The following is a 15,579-nucleotide window of genomic DNA, read 5'->3' on the forward strand; positions in this document are numbered from 1 at the left end:
GCTCCCCTCCCCCCGATCTGGCAGGACGATGCTCACCGACACCCGTTCACGCGCCGCCCTCGCGGTCCTTTTGGTGGTGGCCGCGGCCACCGGGACCTGGCGGTGGGCGGCCCAGCCCCGGCACGCGGCCACGCCGCCCGCCGGGGCCGCGCCCGAGGCGACCGTCCTCGCCTACTACCAGGCCGTCAAGGTCCGCGACCTGGATGCCGCCGTGCGGCTTTGGGCGCCGGGTTTCTCCCCTGAGGAGGAACTGACCCGCTTGCCCGACTCGCCGTTCGTGAACTGGATCGAGGTCCGCGACGTCAAGGCCGCGCGCGACACCTACCGGGGATTCTGCGCCGAGCTGCCCAGGCCCTGCGTCTCCGTCGTGGCGACCTACACGATGCGGCAGCGCCACTTGTACACGGGCGAGGACGGCAAACTGGCCGCCCGGTTCGCGCTCGTCCCGCACGAGGGCCGCTGGCTGATCCGCGACGAGGTCCCGGAGGGGGCGCCGTGAGCCCCCGCGCGGCGCTGCCGATCGTCCTCTCCTGGGCCGCCTACCTGGCCGTGCTCACCTGGGGCGCCGAGGCGGCGGACCGCCTCCCCTCGCTCACCTGGGGCGGTGACCTGCCGATGGCCGGGCACCTGCCCGCCGTCACGGTGATCGCGCTGGCCGGGGCCGCCGCCGGGGCCTGGCACACCACCTGGCGTGCCCGGCTGCTCGCCGTCCTGCCGCCCGCCGCCGCACTGGCGGCCGTGCTGGCCTGGTCACCGGCCCTCGCGTGCGGCGCGCACGGCGGCTGCATGCTGTCCTGGAAGCCCTGGCTGCTGCTGACCGACGTCGCCGTGGCGGCGCTCCTCGGGCTCGCCGTCGCCTCCTGGGTGGGCGGGCGGCGGGGTTTGGCAGGATTGCGGGCATGACCTATGTCGCCGCGACGGACCGTTACGACCGGATCCAGTACCGCCGGTGCGGGCGCAGCGGGCTGAAGCTGCCCGCCGTGTCGCTCGGGCTCTGGCACAACTTCGGGGACGACCGGCCCCTGGACACGCAGCGGGCCATCCTGCGCCGGGCGTTCGACCTCGGCATCACCCACTTCGACCTCGCCAACAACTACGGGCCGCCCTACGGCTCCGCCGAGACCAATTTCGGGCGGCTGTTCCGGGAGGACTTCGCGCCGTACCGGGACGAGATCGTGCTGTCGACCAAGGCGGGCTACGACATGTGGCCCGGCCCCTACGGTGAATGGGGGTCGCGCAAGTACCTGCTCGCCAGCCTCGACCAGTCGCTGAAGCGGATGGGCGTGGAGTACGTCGACATCTTCTACAGCCACCGGTTCGATCCGGAGACGCCGCTGGAAGAGACGATGGGCGCACTGGACCACGCCGTTCGGTCGGGGAAGGCGCTGTACGCGGGCATCTCGTCGTACTCGCCCGAGCGGACGGCCGAGGCCGCCGCCATCCTGCGCGAGATGGGGACGCCGCTGCTCATCCACCAGCCGTCGTACTCGATGCTGAACCGGTGGATCGAGGGCGGCCTGCTGGACACCCTGGAGGAGGTGGGCGCCGGTTGCATCGCCTTCTCGCCGCTGGCGCAGGGCATGCTGACCGACAAGTACCTCGGTGGCATCCCCGAGGGGTCCCGGGCCGGCCAGGGCAAGTCGCTCTCCCCCGACCTGCTGACCGATGAGACGCTCGGGCACGTGCGGGCGCTGAACGAGATCGCGGCGGCCCGGGGGCAGTCGCTGGCGCAGCTCGCGCTGGCGTGGGCGCTGCGCGACCCGCGCGTCACCTCGGTGCTGATCGGCGCCAGCAGCGTCGCGCAGCTGGAGGACAACGTGGCGGCGCTGGACGGGCCGCCGCTGACCGGTGACGAGCTGGCCGCGATCGACCGGGACGCCGTCGAGGCCGGGATCAACATCTGGGCGGACTCCAGCGCCGGCTGAGCCGGCCTCAGTGCCGGTGGTCGGTCGCGGCCGCGTCCGGGTGCTCCATCAACCAGGCGACGCGGTCGCGGTCGATCTGCTCCACCGGGGCGTAGACGACCATCCGGGCATCGGGCGTGCCCGCCACGTCGAAGGCGTTCGCGCGGGTGCGGATCTCACCGACCGCCGCGTGCCGGAACACCTTCAGCCGCACGGCGGTCAGGGCGACGTCCTGCCTGGCCCACAGCCGTGCGAACAGCGGGCTCGCCTGCTCCAGCCGCCGCACCAGGTCCCGCCAGGCGGGCTCGTTCAGGTGCCGGCTGTAGCGGTGCCGGAACGTCGCGATGTGCAGGGGCGCCTCTTCCTCCATGTTCACGATCGGGTTGCAGCAGTCGGGCAGCGTGAACACCTTCCACATGGTGTTGCGCTCGCCGGGCGGGGCGGCCACCAGGTGCGGGAAGACCGCCGCGTAGGCGGAGTTCCAGGCCAGGACGTCGCAGCGGCCGTTGGCGACCGCCGCCGGCAGCGGGTCCAGGCCGTCCAGGATCTGCTGGATGTCGGGCGGCAGCGGCTCGCCCCCGGGGACCGGTGCGGCCTCGGGCACCTCGGCCAGCCGGTACAGGTGGCCGCGCTCGGCGGCGTCCAGCCGCAGCGTGCGCGCCACCGCGTCCAGCACCTGCGGGCTGGCGTTGATCGGGCGGCCCTGCTCCAGCCAGGTGTACCAGGTGACGCCGACCCCGGCGAGCTGCGCGACCTCCTCGCGGCGCAGCCCCGGGGTGCGCCGGCGCGGGCCCGGCGGCATGCCGACGTCGTCGGGGGTGATGCGCTCGCGGCGGCTGCGCAGGAAGGCCGCCAGGTCGGACCGGCGGCGGGGCCGGACATCGCTGATCGTCACCCGTCCAGTCTGCCCGGTGGCCGCGACCCGATCCAGGTGCTGTCGGTACCCGTATCGGCAGGCTCTCGTTACCGGTACCGGAACGGCCCCACGCTGATGACCATGACACAGACAACCGATCTGCCGAAGGTGCGGGAGACACCCGCCCCCCGGCCGCGGGGCACCACGCTGCTCGCGGTCATCCTGCTCGGGCAGTTCATGGCCATCCTGGACGTCAGCATCGTCAACGTCGCCCTGCCGACCCTGCGCACCGACCTGCACGCCTCCGGCGCCGGCCTGCAGCTGGTCATCGCCGGGTACATCATCTCCTACGCCGTGCTGCTCGTCACCGGCGCGCGCCTCGGCGACCTGGCCGGGCACCGCCGGATGTTCCTGCTCGGCCTCGCGGTCTTCACCGCCGCCTCGCTCGCCTGCGGCCTGGCGCCCGGCAGCGGCTCCCTGATCGGCTTCCGGCTGGTGCAGGGCGCCGGGGCCGCGCTGATGACGCCGCAGGTGATGAGCCTGATCCAGCACCACTTCACCGGGCCCGCGCGGGTCCGCGCGCTCGGGGTCTACTCGTCGGTGATCGCGGGCGGCGTCGTGGCCGGCCAGGTCGCCGGCGGCCTGCTGGTGAGCGCCGACCTGTTCGGCGCGGGCTGGCGCACGGTGTTCCTGGTGAACGTGCCGATCGGGCTGGTGCTGCTCGCCGCCGGGCCGCGGGTGCTGCCGCGCGGCGAGCGGCGGACCGGCGGCGGCCTGGACCTGCCGGGAGTGCTCACGCTGACGCCCGCGGTGCTGCTGTTCGTGGTCCCGCTGGTCCTCGGGCACGAGCTCGGGTGGCCGGCGTGGGGCTGGGCGTCGCTCGCGGCGAGTGTCGTGCTGTTCGCGGCGTTCGTGGTGGTGGAGCGCCGGGTGGCGCGCGGCGGCGGCAGGCCGCTCCTGTCGCCGCGGGTGCTGCGCGCGCCGGGTGTCGCCGCCGCGGCGGCCGGGCTGCTGCTCGGCCCGTGCACCTGGTCGGCGTTCCTGTTCACCACCACCCTGCACCTGCAGGGCGACCTGCGGTTCGGCCCGCTCGGGTCGGGGCTGATGTTCGTGCCGTGCGTCGCCGCGTTCGCGCTGGTCGGGCTGAACTGGCAGCGGCTGCCCGCGCGCTGGCACCGGCGGCTGGTCCCGGCCGGGTTCGCGGTCGCCGCGTCCGGCTACCTGGTCATCGGGCCGGTCGCCGACGGCGGCGTGCTCTACGAGACCGTGACGGCGGTGATCGGGGCCGGTCTCGGCGTGCTGCCGATCGCGATGACGGTGGCGCTGGCGAACGTCCCGGCCGAGGACGCCGCCGACGGCAGCGGCCTGCTGCTCACCGTGATGCAGCTCGGCCAGGTCGCCGGGGTCGCCACGATCGGCACCCTGTTCCTGGTGCTGGCCGAGGGCGGCGGCTCGACCCGCCACGCCGAGTACGGCACCGGCTGGGCGCTCGCCGCGACGGCGCTGGTCGCCTCGGCCGCGACGCTCCTGGCCGTCCGCCGCCGCGCGGCGTGACCGCCGCCCCGGCTAGCATCGGCGTCATGATCGATCGTCCGATCCGCTGGGGCGTGCTCGGTACCGGCGGGATCGCCGCCGTCTTCACCGAGGACCTGCTCGCCCTTCCCGGTCACGAGGTCCGCGCCGTCGGCTCGCGCGCGCAGGGGACCGCCGAGGCGTTCGCCGGACGCCACGGCGTCCCCCGCGCCTACGGCTCCTACGCCGCGCTCGCGGACGACGACGAGATCGACGTCGTCTACGTGGCGACGCCGCACCCCATGCACTACGAGCCGGCGCGCCGCTGCCTGGAGGCGGGGCGGGCGGTGCTGGTGGAGAAGCCGTTCACCACCTCGGCGGCCGACGCCGAGGCCCTCGCAGACCTGGCGCGCGAGCGCGGCCTGTTCGCCATGGAGGCGATGTGGACGCGCTGCAACCCGCTGATCCGGCAGGTGTACGGGCTGGTCCGCGACGGCGCGATCGGCGAGGTGACGTCGGTGCGCGCCGACTTCTCCATCCCCGCCCCCTACGACCCGGCGAGCCGCCTGTGGGCGCCCGAGCTCGGCGGCGGCGCGCTGCTGGACCTCGGCTGCTATGCGTTGTCGTTCACCTGGCCACTGCTCGGCGCCCCGGACACCGTCCAGGCGACGATCACTCCGGCGCCGACCGGCGTGGACGCCAACACCGGCATGCTCCTCGGCTACGACAGCGGCGCCATCGCGCTGCTGCACTGCGGGCTGATGGGCGACTCGCCGCACACCGCCACCGTCGTCGGGACGGCGGGCCGGATCGAGGTCGCCGGCCCGTTCTACCGGCCCGGGTCGTTCCTGCTGGTCCGGCAGGGCGCCGAGCCGGAGACCGTCACCGGCCGGCTCGCCGGGCACGGCTACGGCCCGCAGGCCGAGGAGGTCGCGCGCTGCCTGCGCGCGGGCCTCACCGAGTCGCCGCTGATGCCGCTGGCGGAGTCGGTGGAGATCATGCGCGTCATCGAGCGGGTCCGGGAGGCCGCCGCCCGGAGCTGAGCCCGGACGGCGGCGGACGCCGGCGGTCAGTCCACGTCGACCCAGCCGTAGGTGCGCTCGACGGCCTTGCGCCACCCGGCGTAGCCCTCGGCGCGCCGGTCCTCGTCCCAGGCCGGCTCCCAGCGCCGGTCCTCGTTCCAGTTGCGGCGCAGCTCGTCGGTGTCGTTCCAGAACCCGACGGCGAGGCCCGCGGCGTAGGCGGCGCCGAGCGCGGTGGTCTCGGCCACCACCGGCCGCGAGACCGGCACGCCGAGGATGTCGGCCTGCAGCTGCATGCACAGCTCGTTGGCGGTGACGCCGCCGTCGACCTTCAGCACGTCCAGCGCGACGCCGGAGTCCTCGCGCATCGCCTCCACCACGTCGCGGGACTGGTAGCAGATCGCCTCCAGGGTGGCGCGGGCCAGGTGCGCGTTGGTGTTGTAGCGCGACAGCCCGACGATGGCGCCGCGCGCGTCGCTGCGCCAGTAGGGGGCGAACAGGCCGGAGAAGGCCGGCACGAAGTAGACGCCGCCGTTGTCCTCCACCTGCGCGGCCAGCGCCTCGCTCTGCGCCGCGCCGGAGATGATGCCGAGCTGGTCGCGCAGCCACTGCACCGCCGACCCGGTCACCGCGATCGAGCCCTCCAGCGCGTACACCGGGTCCTGCCCGCCGAAGCTGTAGCACACGGTGGTGAGCATCCCCGCCTTGGAGCGCACCAGCTCGATGCCGGTGTTCAGCAGCAGGAAGTTGCCGGTGCCGTAGGTGTTCTTGGCCTCGCCCGGCGCGAAGCACACCTGCCCGACGGTGGCGGCCTGCTGGTCGCCGAGGATGCCGGTCAGCGGGATCTCGCCGCGCAGCGGCCCGGACGCGCGGGTGACGCCGTAGGGGTCGGGCGCCGACGACGGCCGGATCTCGGGCAACATCGCCCGCGGGATGCCGAAGAACGACAGCAGCTCCTCGTCCCAGTCCAGCGTCTCCAGGTCCATCAGCATGGTGCGGCTGGCGTTGGTCGGGTCGGTGACGTGCACGCCGCCGTCGGTGCCGCCGGTGAGGTTCCACAGCACCCAGGTGTCGATGTTGCCGAAGACCGCCTCGCCGTTCTCGGCGGCCTCGCGGACCCCGTCGACGTTCTCCAGGATCCACTGGATCTTGCCGCCGGAGAAGTAGGTGGCGGGCGGCAGCCCGGCGCGGTGCCGGATCGTGTCGCCCTTGCCCTCGCGCTCCAGCGCGGAGGCGATCCGGTCGGTGCGGGTGTCCTGCCAGACGATCGCGTTGTGGTAGGGGCGGCCGGTGCGCCGGTTCCACACCACGGTCGTCTCGCGCTGGTTGGTGATGCCGAGCGCGGCCAGGTCGCCGCTGGTGAGGTTGGCCTTGGTGAGGGCGCTCTCCACCACCGCGCGGGTGCGCTCCCAGATCTCGGCGGGGTTGTGCTCGACCCAGCCGGCCCGCGGCAGGATCTGCTCGTGCTCCAGCTGGTGCCGGGCGATCTCGTTGCCGCCGTGGTCGAAGATCATGAATCGGGTGCTGGTGGTGCCCTGGTCCAGCGCTCCGACGAAGTCGGCCATCGGGCTCTCGCTTTCTGCTCGCAGGGGACGGCCCGGTCAGGGTGCCACGTCGTACTCGGGTTCGGGTCCGGTGAGCTCGGGTTCACCCGCCTCGGGGAGCGTACGGCCGATGAGGAGGGTGTACAGCCCCGCGCCGAGGACGGCGCCGATCAGCGGCCCGATGATCGGCACCCAGAAGTACAGGTCGCCGTGCTGGTCGCGCCAGGCGCTCCGGTAGCCGGTGAGGAACTGGGCGAGCCGCGGCCCGAAGTCGCGGGCGGGGTTGATGGCGTAGCCGGCGTCGGTGCCCCAGGCCATGCCGATCGCCACCACCAGCAGGCCGATGACGACGGGGCCGAGGTTGGCCAGCGGCGGCCGGTTGCGCCGGTCGGTGACGGCGAGCACGACGAACAGCAGGATCGCGGTGCCGATGACCTGGTCGCGCAGCGCGCCCCAGGTGCCGACGGGCAGCGTGCCGTTGCCCGGCAGGGTGGAGAACACCCCCTGGGTCTTGATGGTGTGGCCGGGATCGGCCTTGGCCAGGACCTCGGTGTAGTTCCAGCGGACGATCAGCGCGGCGATGAAGGCGCCGGCGGTCTGCGCGAGGCAGTACGGGGCGACCTTGCGCCAGGGGAAGCCCTGGAAGACCGCGAGCGCGAACGTCACCGCCGGGTTGATGTGGCCGCCGCTCACCGCGGCCGACACGTAGACCCCGAGGATCACGCCGATCCCCCAGGCCCAGGCGATGCTGTCGTGGTCCCCGATGCCGCCGGCGGCGACCTGCGCGACGACGCCGACGCCGAACAGGATGAGGATCAGGGTGCCGGCGAACTCGGCGGCCAGCTCGCGGGCCAGGCCGCCGGCCGGTCCGCGGGCGGGCCGCGATGTGCTCGGTCGTGCCGCCATGCCTCCTCCTTGAGGGCGGGGTGACGTGCGACATCTCTGCCGTGAAAGTAAGTAATTGCTATGAAACGGTCAAGAGGGCTGAAAGTGAACATCGGCGGCGACTTCCGGCGGGGATGACCCCGTCGTGACAGCGAGGACGGCGGCGCGCGGGCGCACCCGGGAGGCCCCACCGGCGGCGGGCGCCGAGGTGATGGCCACCGGCATCGTCTCGGTCGGGCTGCACCTGGCGGGCGCCGGGTGGCCCTCGGTCGCGCTGCTGGCCGTCGCGGCCGCGCTGTGGGCCGCGCTCGGCGCGGGCTTCGCCCGCCGGCTCGCCCGCGACCGGCGGGGCTGGGCGGACGACGCGGCGACGCCCGCCGCGCTCACCGGCGTCGCGGGCACCTGCGTGCTCGGCGTGCGGCTGTCGCTGCTCGGCTGGGACGCCGCCGCGGCCGTGCTGCTCGGCGGCTCGGCCGTGCTCTGGGCGGTGCTGCTGCCCCGCGTGGTGCGGCGCCTGCACGGCCGGGTGCCGGGCGCGGCGTACCTGGTGTGCGTGTCCACCCAGTCCCTGGTCGTGCTGGCCGGGACGCTTGCGGTGTCGCTCCCGGCCCGGCTGCTTCTGTGGCCTGCCATCGCCTTGTTCGTCCTCGGTCTGGTGCTGTACTGCGCGGTGCTCGCGCAGTTCGACTTCGGGCAGTTGCGCACCGGCGCCGGAGACCACTGGGTGGCGGGCGGCGCGGTGGCCATCTCCGCGCTCGCCGCCGCCAAGCTGACGGCCGCGGCCACCTCCGGCCAGGGCGTGCTGCGCGCGGCGGCCCTGGCGCTGCTGGCGGTCGCGCTCGCCTGGTACGCGGTGCTGGTGTGCTGCGAGATCCGCTGGCCGCGCCCGCACTACGACCTGCGGCGCTGGTCGACGGTGTTCCCGCTCGGCATGACGGCCGTCGCGACGATCACCACCGGCACGGTCGCGCACGCCGGCGCGCTGGTCACCGCGGGCCGGGTGCTGCTCTGGCCCGCCGTCATCGTGTGGGCGGTGGTCGCCGCCGGGGCCGTCCGGCACCGGTTCAGCGGCGGGTGAGCGGTTCCCAGCCGCGCGCGGGGTCGCGGGTGGCGAGCCCCGCGCCGTCCCGGCTCCGGTAGACGATGTAGGGCCGGAACGCGTACCGCCACGGCGCGGCGAACGCGTGGATCAGGCGGGTGAAGGGGAACAGGGCGGTCAGCACCAGGCCGAGCAGCACGTGGAGCTTGTAGAGGACCGGGATGCCGGTCATCAGGTCCGGGTCGGGGCGCAGCAGGAAGATGTCGCGGAACCACGGGGCGACCGTCCTCCGGTAGTCGTAGGGGCCGAGCAGGCCGTTCTCGACGACGGTCACCGCGAGGCCGAGCAGCAGCGACCCGCCGAGCAGCAGGTACATGAGCTTGTCGTTGCGGGTGGTGGCCGAGAACACCGGGCCGGTCGCGCGGCGGCGGTAGATCAGCATCGCCAGTCCGGCCGCCGCGGCGACCCCGGCGACGGTGCCGCCGATCAGCGACCCCGCGTGGTAGGCCGATTCGGACACGCCGGCCGCCTTCGTCCAGCCTTCGGGGATCAGCAGGCCGATGACGTGCCCGAGGATCACGAAGATGAGCCCGTAGTGGAACAGCGGGCTGGCGACGCGCAGCAGCCGTCTCTCGTACAGCTCCGAGGATCGGGTCGTCCACCCGAACCGGTCGTAGCGGTACCGCCAGACGGTCCCGGCGATCAGGGATGCCACCGCCACATACGGCAGGGCCACCCACAGCAGCAGGTTCATCGGGTCGCTCCCCGGGTGATGGGTTCCAGCGCGAAGGGCTCCAGGCCGACGTGCTCGGCGGGCGGGCCGGCGGCGGCGAGCCGCAGCGCCTCGGCGCGGTCGCGCGGCGACGGGCCGGGCAGCGTCGCGCAGACGGCCTGCACCGGCAGCGCGTAGGGCGTCCCCCGGTCCTCCAGCGCCAGCCGCAGCAGCTCCAGCCCGGCGCGGTGCTCGGTGAGCAGGTCCGCGCCGCCGTGCAGCGCGGCGAACTCCAGCACGACCGGCAGGAAGTCGGGCAGTTCGCGGGTGCCGAGCTCGGCGCCCGCCGCGCGGTAGCGGCCCTTCAGCGCGGCCAGCGACCCGCCGCGCCGCCGGGTGTCGCCGTCGCGGTAGTAGGTCAGGTAGAGGCAGCAGCGGCGGCGCAGGTCGAAGGTCTCGACGTAGTGGGCGGCGAGGTCGTCCAGCGGCACGGCGTCCATGTGGTCCAGGAACGCCGTCAGCCGCTCCTCCCCCGCGACGGCCTCGCGCAGCATCGCGCGCCGCCCGTACAGCTCCTCGTCGGGGTAGCCGAGCAGCAGGGACGCGGCCTGCCACACCACAGGGCTCATCACCACGGGGCTCACGACTTCTCCTTCTTCTTCCCCGCCCCCGGGAACATCCCGGCGGGGCGGCCCTTGCCGTCCCAGTTCAGGAGGTTGACGCGTTCCCTGCGGTCGGCGGGGTCCAGCAGCGCGCCGCTGGTCTGCCGCTCGCGCAGCGCGTGGAAGCTCTCCACCGACGCGGGCGCGGGACGGCCCGAGCCCTCGCCGAACGGGCCCGCCTCGCCGCCCTCCCCGTACCCGACGGGGCAGGCCGTCTCCTCCAGCGCCGCCGCCTCGGCCCGCGCCTGCGTCGGGATGACGTAGCGCTCGTCGTACTTGGCGAGGGCGAGCAGCCGGTACATGTCCTCGACGTCGCGGCCGGTCATGCCGGCGACGGCGGCCTTGGCCTCGTCGGGCGGGTCGCCGAGCGCGGTGTCGCGCATGTAGGACCGCATCGCCGCGAGCCGCCGCAGCGCGGCCGTGACGGGCTCCGGGTCGCCCGCGGTGAACAGCTCGGCCAGGTACTCCACCGGGATGCGCAGGGTGTCGATGGCGCCGAACAGGTTGCCCGCGTCCTCGCCGTCGTGGCCGGTGTCGCGCAGCGCCTCCACCACCGGCGACAGCGGCGGGACGTACCAGACCATCGGCATCGTGCGGTACTCCGGGTGCAGCGGCAGCGCCACCTTGAACCGGCTGATCAGCGCGTGCACCGGGGAGCGGCGCGCCGCCTCCAGCCACGGCTCGGGCACCCCGTCGCGGCGCGCCGCCTCGGCCACCCCGGGGTCGGCGGGGTCCAGGAACAGGCCGAGCTGCGCCTCGTACAGGGCGGTGTCGTCCTCGGTCTCGGCGGCCTCGGTGACCCGGTCGGCGTCGTAGAGCAGGACGCCGATGTAGCGAAGCCGCCCGACGCAGGTCTCCGAGCACACCGTCGGGATGCCGACCTCGACGCGCGGGTAGCAGAACGTGCACTTCTCGGCCTTGCCGGTCTTGTGGTTGAAGTAGATCTTCTTGTACGGGCAGCCGGTCACGCACATGCGCCAGCCCCGGCACTGGTCCTGGTCGACCAGCACGATGCCGTCCTCGGCCCGCTTGTAGATCGCGCCGGACGGGCAGGCGGCCATGCAGGTGGGGTTCAGGCAGTGCTCGCAGATCCGCGGCAGGTAGAACATGAACGCGCGCTCGTAGTCCAGCCGGATCGACGCGGAGATCTTCTCCACGACCGGGTCGTGCCGCGCCAGCTCGGGGCCGCCGCCGAGGTCGTCGTCCCAGTTGGCGCTCCACTCCACCTTCGTGGGCTCGCCGGTGATGAGCGAGTAGGGGCGCGCCACCGGGAAGTCGTCCGACAGCGGCGCGCTGGTGAGCGTCTCGTAGTCGTAGGTCCAGGGCTCGTAGTAGTCGCCGATCGACGGCAGCAGCGGGTTGGAGAAGATGCCGAGCAGCCTGCGGGCCCGCCCGCCCGAGCGCGGTTTCAGCCGTCCCTTGCGGTCCAGGGTCCAGCCGCCCTGCCACTGCTCCTGGTCCTCGTAGCGGCGCGGGTAGCCCTGTCCGGGCCGGGTCTCGACGTTGTTGAACCACACGTACTCCACGCCCGAGCGGTTCGTCCACGCCTGCTTGCAGGTGACCGAGCAGGTGTGGCACCCGATGCACTTGTCCAGGTTCATCACCATCGCGAGCTGCGCCATGACCTTCATGTCAGTAGGTCACCTCCTGGGAGCGGCGGCGGATCACGGTGACCTCGTCGCGCTGGTTGCCGGTCGGGCCCAGGTAGTTGAAGGCGTACGACAGCTGGGCGTACCCGCCGATCAGGTGCGTCGGCTTGACCAGCAGCCGGGTCAGCGAGTTGTGGATGCCGCCGCGCCGGCCGGTGCGCTCGGTCTTCGGCATGTCGATGACCCGCTCCTGGGCGTGGTGGTAGTAGACGGTGCCCGCGGGCATCCGGTGCGAGACGACCGCGCGGGCGTCCACGACGCCGTTGCGGTTGGCCATCTCCACCCAGTCGTTGTCGGCGACGCCGATGCGCCCGGCGTCGGCGGCGCTGATCCACACCGTCGGGCCGCCGCGCGACAGCGTGAGCATGAACAGGTTGTCCTGGTACTCCGAGTGGATCGACCACTTGGAGTGCGGGGTGAGGTAGCGGACGGTGAGCCCGGCCCCGTCCCCGGTGCCGGGCCGGGGCTCGCCGAACAGGGCGTGCATGTTCAGCGGCGGCCGGAACACCGGCAGCTGCTCGCCGAGCTCGGCGATCCATGCGTGGTCGAGGAAGAAGTGCATCCGGCCGGTCAGGGTGTGCCAGGGCTTGTGCCGCTCGACGTTGATGGTGAACGGCGAGTAGCGGCGGTCGGGGGCCTCGATGCCCGACCATTCCGGCGACGGCCCGACCGCCGTCGGCCGGGCCTGGGTGTCGGCGAAGGTGATGCGCCGCTCGGCGCCGCCCTCGGCGAGCTCGTCGTAGGACACGCCGGTGCGCTCGGCGAGCTGGGCGAACCCCTGCGCGGCGAGCCGGCCGTTGCTGGTGCCCGACAGCGCCAGGATCGTTTCGCACCACTGCGCGGCGGTGTCGAGGCGCGGGCCGCCCGCCGGGCCGGTGCCCGAGCGGGCGCGCAGCCAGTCCATCTCCTTGTCCGGCGTGAACGTGACGCCCTTGACCGGAAGCCCGGCGGCGGCCGCCTTCGGGCCGAGCTCGGCCATCCGGGCGCCGACGGCGGTGTAGTCGCGCTCGACGACGGCGAACACCGGGCCCGTCCCGCCCGCGGCGCCGTAGGGGGCGCCGCACTCCCCCGGCGTGTCGTGCTGCAGCGGGGAGGCGACCAGGTCCCGGCGGACGCCGAGGCGCCCGGCGGCCAGCTCGCTGAACTTCCGCGCGATGGCCTGGAAGGCGTCCAGGTCGCTGCGCGCCTCCCAGGGCGGGTCGACCGCCGGGTTGAAGGCGTGCACGAACGGGTGCATGTCGGTCGAGGACAGGTCGTGCTTCTCGTACCAGGTCGCGGCGGGCAGCACGACGTCCGACATCAGCGTCGTGGACGTCATCCGGAAGTCCAGCGACAGCAGCAGGTCGAGCTTGCCGCGCGGCGCCTCGTCCCGCCAGGCCACGTCGCGGGGCCGGCGGTCCGGCGGGGTCTCGGCGGCCTGCAGGTTGTCGCCGGTGCCGAGCAGGTGCCGCAGGAAGTACTCGTCGCCCTTGGCCGAGGAGCCGAGCAGGTTGGCGCGCCAGACGGTGAGGACGCGCGGCCAGTTGCGCGGCGCGTCGGGGTCGGCGGCGGCGTGCCTCAGCGTCCCGTCGCGCAGCCGGGCCGCGACGAACTCGCCCGGGTCGCGGTCCCCGGCCTCGTCGGCGAGGTCGAGCGGGTTGCGGTCGAAGAACGGCGCGAACGGCGTCCAGCCGAGCCGGGCGGACTCGGCGACCAGGTCGGCGGTGTGCCGGCCGCCGAACAGCCCCTGGCCGAGCGGCGAGGCGAGCGCGTCCGCGCGGTACCCGTCGTAGCGCCACTGGCCGGTGTGCAGGTACCAGTACGCGGTCGCCGGGATCTGCCGGGCGGGCCGGGTCCAGTCCAGGCCGAACGCCAGCTGCGCCCAGCCGGTGAACGGGCGGACCTTCTCCTGCCCGACGTAGTGCGCCCAGCCGCCGCCGTTCACGCCCTGGCAGCCGGTCAGCATCAGCAGCGACAGGAACGTGCGGTAGATGGTGTCGGAGTGGAACCAGTGGTTGGCGCCCGCACCCATGATGATCATGCAGCGGCCGCCGGACTTCTCCGCCGTCGCGGCGAACTCGCGGGCGATGCGGACCGCGGTCGCCGCCGGCACCGAGGTGATCTCCTCCTGCCAGGCCGGGGTGCCGGGCGCGGCGGCGTCGTCGTAGGAGGCCGGCCAGTCGCCCGGCAGCCCCGGGCGGGCCACGCCGTACTGGGCGAGCATCAGGTCGTGGACGGTGGTGACCTCGTGCCCGCCGACCCGGCGGACCGGCACCCCGCGCCGGACGACCCCGGCGGCGCCGTCCGGCGCGTCGAAGCGCGGCAGCAGCACCTCGGCGGTCCCCGCGCCATCGCCGTGCACGCTGAGCAGCGGGTCGACGCCCTCCAGCAGCAGGTTCCAGCGCCCCTTGCCCGCCTCGCCCCAGCGGAAGCCGAGGGAGCCGTTCGGCACGGCGGGCGCGCCGGTCGCGGCGTCCAGCAGCACCGTCTTCCACGCCGCCTCCTCCCCCGGCTCGCCGAGGTCGGCGGCGGTGAGGAAGCGGCCCGGGACGCGGGCGCCGTCGCGCTCCTCCAGGGTGACCAGGAACGGCAGGTCGGTGTGGCGCTTGACGTAGTCGGTGAAGTACGGCACCCGCCGGTCGGCGAAGCACTCCTTGAGGATCACGTGCCCCATCGCCATGCCGAGCGCGCCGTCGGTGCCCGGGTGCGGGGCGACCCACTCGTCGGCGAACTTGGTGGCGTCGGAGTAGTCCGGCGACATCACCACGACCTTCTGGCCCCGGTAGCGGGCCTCGGCCATCCAGTGCGCGTCGGGGGTGCGGGTGACCGGGACGTTGGAGCCCCACAGGATCAGGTAGGCCGCGTCCCACCAGTCGGCCGACTCGGGCACGTCGGTCTGGTCGCCGAACACCTGCGGCGCGGCCACCGGCAGGTCGGCGTACCAGTCGTAGAACGACAGCATCGCGCCGCCGAGCAGCGACACGAACCGGGACCCGGCCGCGTGCGACACCATCGACATCGCCGGGATCGGCGAGAACCCCGCGATCCGGTCCGGGCCGTACTCGGCGATGGTGTGCACGTGCGCGGCGGCGATCATCTCGACCGCCTCGTCCCAGGACGCCCGCACCAGGCCGCCCCTGCCCCGCGCGGACTGGTAGCGCCGCCGCTGCTCCGGGTCGGCGGTGATCTCGGCCCACGCCGCGACCGGGTCGCCGAGCCGCTCGCGCGCCTCCCGGTACATCCGCAGCAGCACGCCGCGTATGTAGGGGTGGCGGACGCGGGTCGGCGAGTAGGTGTACCAGGAGAACGCCGCACCGCGCGGGCAGCCCCGCGGCTCGTACTCGGGACGGTCCGGCCCCACCGACGGGTAGTCGGTCTCCTGGGCCTCCCAGGTGATGATGCCGTCCTTGACGTACACCTTCCACGAGCACGACCCGGTGCAGTTCACCCCGTGCGTCGACCGCACCACCTTGTCGTGCGCCCACCGGTCCCGGTAGAAGGCGTCGCCCTCACGGCCGCCCTTCAGATAGCGGGCGCGCAGGTCCGGCGAGGTCTCCGCCCTGGAGAAGAACCGGCCCGTGCGCAGCAGCGCGTCGCTCATCACACCCCCCGAAGATCACGTTCGTGACCTTTCCCAGCACGGTGCGCAGGTAAGCCGCCACGCAGGGTGGTCTTCTCCCGGGGGGCGCGCCGGCCGCTCCCTGTGCCTGATCACAGACAAGCCCCGCAGATTCGGTACTTGTCTCCATATACGCGGTGGCCCTCGAGGGCTGACCATCTGTGCGACCCCCATCACCCCGTGTCCTTCCACCCCT

At 73.7% G+C, this 15,579-nt stretch carries 13 protein-coding genes; 6 read left to right on the plus strand and 7 right to left on the minus strand.

The annotated features are described in order from the left end of the window. Positions 1-28 precede the first annotated feature (28 nt). From ACRB68_RS35770 to mgrA, 3 genes are read left to right on the plus strand one after another with little or no spacing between them, the layout of a single operon-like run. The gene (locus ACRB68_RS35770; protein WP_153540444.1) at positions 29-499 is read left to right on the plus strand and encodes a hypothetical protein; all 471 of its coding nucleotides are present in this window, start codon (positions 29-31) and stop codon (positions 497-499) included. Further along, positions 496-903 carry a hypothetical protein gene (locus ACRB68_RS35775; RefSeq protein ID WP_153540446.1) on the plus strand — a complete coding sequence of 136 codons (408 nt, stop codon included), beginning with the start codon at positions 496-498 and terminating at the stop codon, positions 901-903. The genes ACRB68_RS35770 and ACRB68_RS35775 overlap by 4 nt, the downstream gene beginning before the upstream one ends. Then, on the plus strand, positions 900-1,925 hold the full coding sequence (mgrA, locus tag ACRB68_RS35780) for an L-glyceraldehyde 3-phosphate reductase (protein WP_153540448.1): 1,026 nt from the start codon (positions 900-902) through the stop codon (positions 1,923-1,925). Before ACRB68_RS35775 ends, mgrA begins: the two co-directional genes overlap by 4 nt. A gap of 7 nt (positions 1,926-1,932) precedes the next feature. On the opposite strand, the gene ACRB68_RS35785 is transcribed toward mgrA, so the two are convergent. Then, positions 1,933-2,799 carry a helix-turn-helix transcriptional regulator gene (locus ACRB68_RS35785; RefSeq protein WP_328595202.1) on the minus strand — a complete coding sequence of 289 codons (867 nt, stop codon included), beginning with the start codon at positions 2,797-2,799 and terminating at the stop codon, positions 1,933-1,935. Positions 2,800-2,901: 102 nt separating this feature from the next. On the opposite strand from ACRB68_RS35785, the gene ACRB68_RS35790 reads away from it, so the two are divergent. Then, positions 2,902-4,314 (plus strand): MFS transporter, encoded by a 1,413-nt coding sequence (locus ACRB68_RS35790; RefSeq protein WP_207709939.1) that lies wholly within the window; start codon positions 2,902-2,904, stop codon positions 4,312-4,314. Between the two features lie 26 nt (positions 4,315-4,340). Further along, positions 4,341-5,315 carry a Gfo/Idh/MocA family protein gene (locus ACRB68_RS35795; protein WP_153540451.1) on the plus strand — a complete coding sequence of 325 codons (975 nt, stop codon included), beginning with the start codon at positions 4,341-4,343 and terminating at the stop codon, positions 5,313-5,315. 26 nt (positions 5,316-5,341) lie between these two features. Here ACRB68_RS35795 and glpK read toward each other — a convergent pair whose 3' ends face one another. Further along, complete coding sequence (glpK, locus tag ACRB68_RS35800) at positions 5,342-6,859, minus strand: glycerol kinase GlpK (protein WP_153540453.1); 1,518 nt, start codon at positions 6,857-6,859, stop codon at positions 5,342-5,344. A gap of 36 nt (positions 6,860-6,895) precedes the next feature. Continuing rightward, entirely contained in the window at positions 6,896-7,744 is an 849-nt protein-coding gene (locus tag ACRB68_RS35805; RefSeq protein ID WP_153540455.1) for an MIP/aquaporin family protein, read from the minus strand. 124 nt (positions 7,745-7,868) lie between these two features. Between ACRB68_RS35805 and ACRB68_RS35810 the strand changes: the two genes are divergently transcribed. Next, positions 7,869-8,801, plus strand: a complete 933-nt coding sequence (locus ACRB68_RS35810; RefSeq protein ID WP_328595203.1) for a tellurite resistance/C4-dicarboxylate transporter family protein — start codon at positions 7,869-7,871, stop codon at positions 8,799-8,801. Here the strand turns inward: ACRB68_RS35810 and narI are convergent. The 4 genes from narI to ACRB68_RS35830 are packed head-to-tail and all read right to left on the minus strand — an operon-like array spanning position 8,788 to position 15,365. After that, positions 8,788-9,516 carry a respiratory nitrate reductase subunit gamma gene (gene narI / locus ACRB68_RS35815; RefSeq protein WP_153540457.1) on the minus strand — a complete coding sequence of 243 codons (729 nt, stop codon included), beginning with the start codon at positions 9,514-9,516 and terminating at the stop codon, positions 8,788-8,790. The genes ACRB68_RS35810 and narI overlap by 14 nt on opposite strands. Continuing rightward, positions 9,513-10,118 (minus strand): nitrate reductase molybdenum cofactor assembly chaperone, encoded by a 606-nt coding sequence (narJ, locus tag ACRB68_RS35820; RefSeq protein ID WP_328595204.1) that lies wholly within the window; start codon positions 10,116-10,118, stop codon positions 9,513-9,515. The genes narI and narJ overlap by 4 nt, the downstream gene beginning before the upstream one ends. Beyond that, entirely contained in the window at positions 10,115-11,767 is a 1,653-nt protein-coding gene (narH, locus tag ACRB68_RS35825; RefSeq protein ID WP_153540459.1) for a nitrate reductase subunit beta, read from the minus strand. The genes narJ and narH overlap by 4 nt, the downstream gene beginning before the upstream one ends. Position 11,768: 1 nt before the next feature. Then, the gene (locus ACRB68_RS35830; RefSeq protein WP_153540461.1) at positions 11,769-15,365 is read right to left on the minus strand and encodes a nitrate reductase subunit alpha; all 3,597 of its coding nucleotides are present in this window, start codon (positions 15,363-15,365) and stop codon (positions 11,769-11,771) included. Positions 15,366-15,579: the final 214 nt, after the last annotated feature.

The sequence above is a fragment of the Actinomadura macrotermitis genome (assembly GCF_009604375.1).
In the GTDB taxonomy this organism is placed as follows: Bacteria; Actinomycetota; Actinomycetes; order Streptosporangiales; family Streptosporangiaceae; genus Spirillospora; species Spirillospora macrotermitis.

Coding starts and splice junctions, on each gene's coding strand:
- ACRB68_RS35770 (WP_153540444.1), top strand. CDS start 29: ATGCTCACCGACACCCGTTCACGCGCCGCCCTCGCGGTCCTTTTGGTG.
- mgrA (WP_153540448.1), top strand. CDS start 900: ATGACCTATGTCGCCGCGACGGACCGTTACGACCGGATCCAGTACCGC.
- ACRB68_RS35790 (WP_207709939.1), top strand. CDS start 2,902: ATGACACAGACAACCGATCTGCCGAAGGTGCGGGAGACACCCGCCCCC.
- ACRB68_RS35795 (WP_153540451.1), top strand. CDS start 4,341: ATGATCGATCGTCCGATCCGCTGGGGCGTGCTCGGTACCGGCGGGATC.
- glpK (WP_153540453.1), bottom strand. CDS start 6,859: ATGGCCGACTTCGTCGGAGCGCTGGACCAGGGCACCACCAGCACCCGA.
- ACRB68_RS35805 (WP_153540455.1), bottom strand. CDS start 7,744: ATGGCGGCACGACCGAGCACATCGCGGCCCGCCCGCGGACCGGCCGGC.
- narI (WP_153540457.1), bottom strand. CDS start 9,516: ATGAACCTGCTGCTGTGGGTGGCCCTGCCGTATGTGGCGGTGGCATCC.
- narH (WP_153540459.1), bottom strand. CDS start 11,767: ATGAAGGTCATGGCGCAGCTCGCGATGGTGATGAACCTGGACAAGTGC.
- ACRB68_RS35830 (WP_153540461.1), bottom strand. CDS start 15,365: ATGAGCGACGCGCTGCTGCGCACGGGCCGGTTCTTCTCCAGGGCGGAG.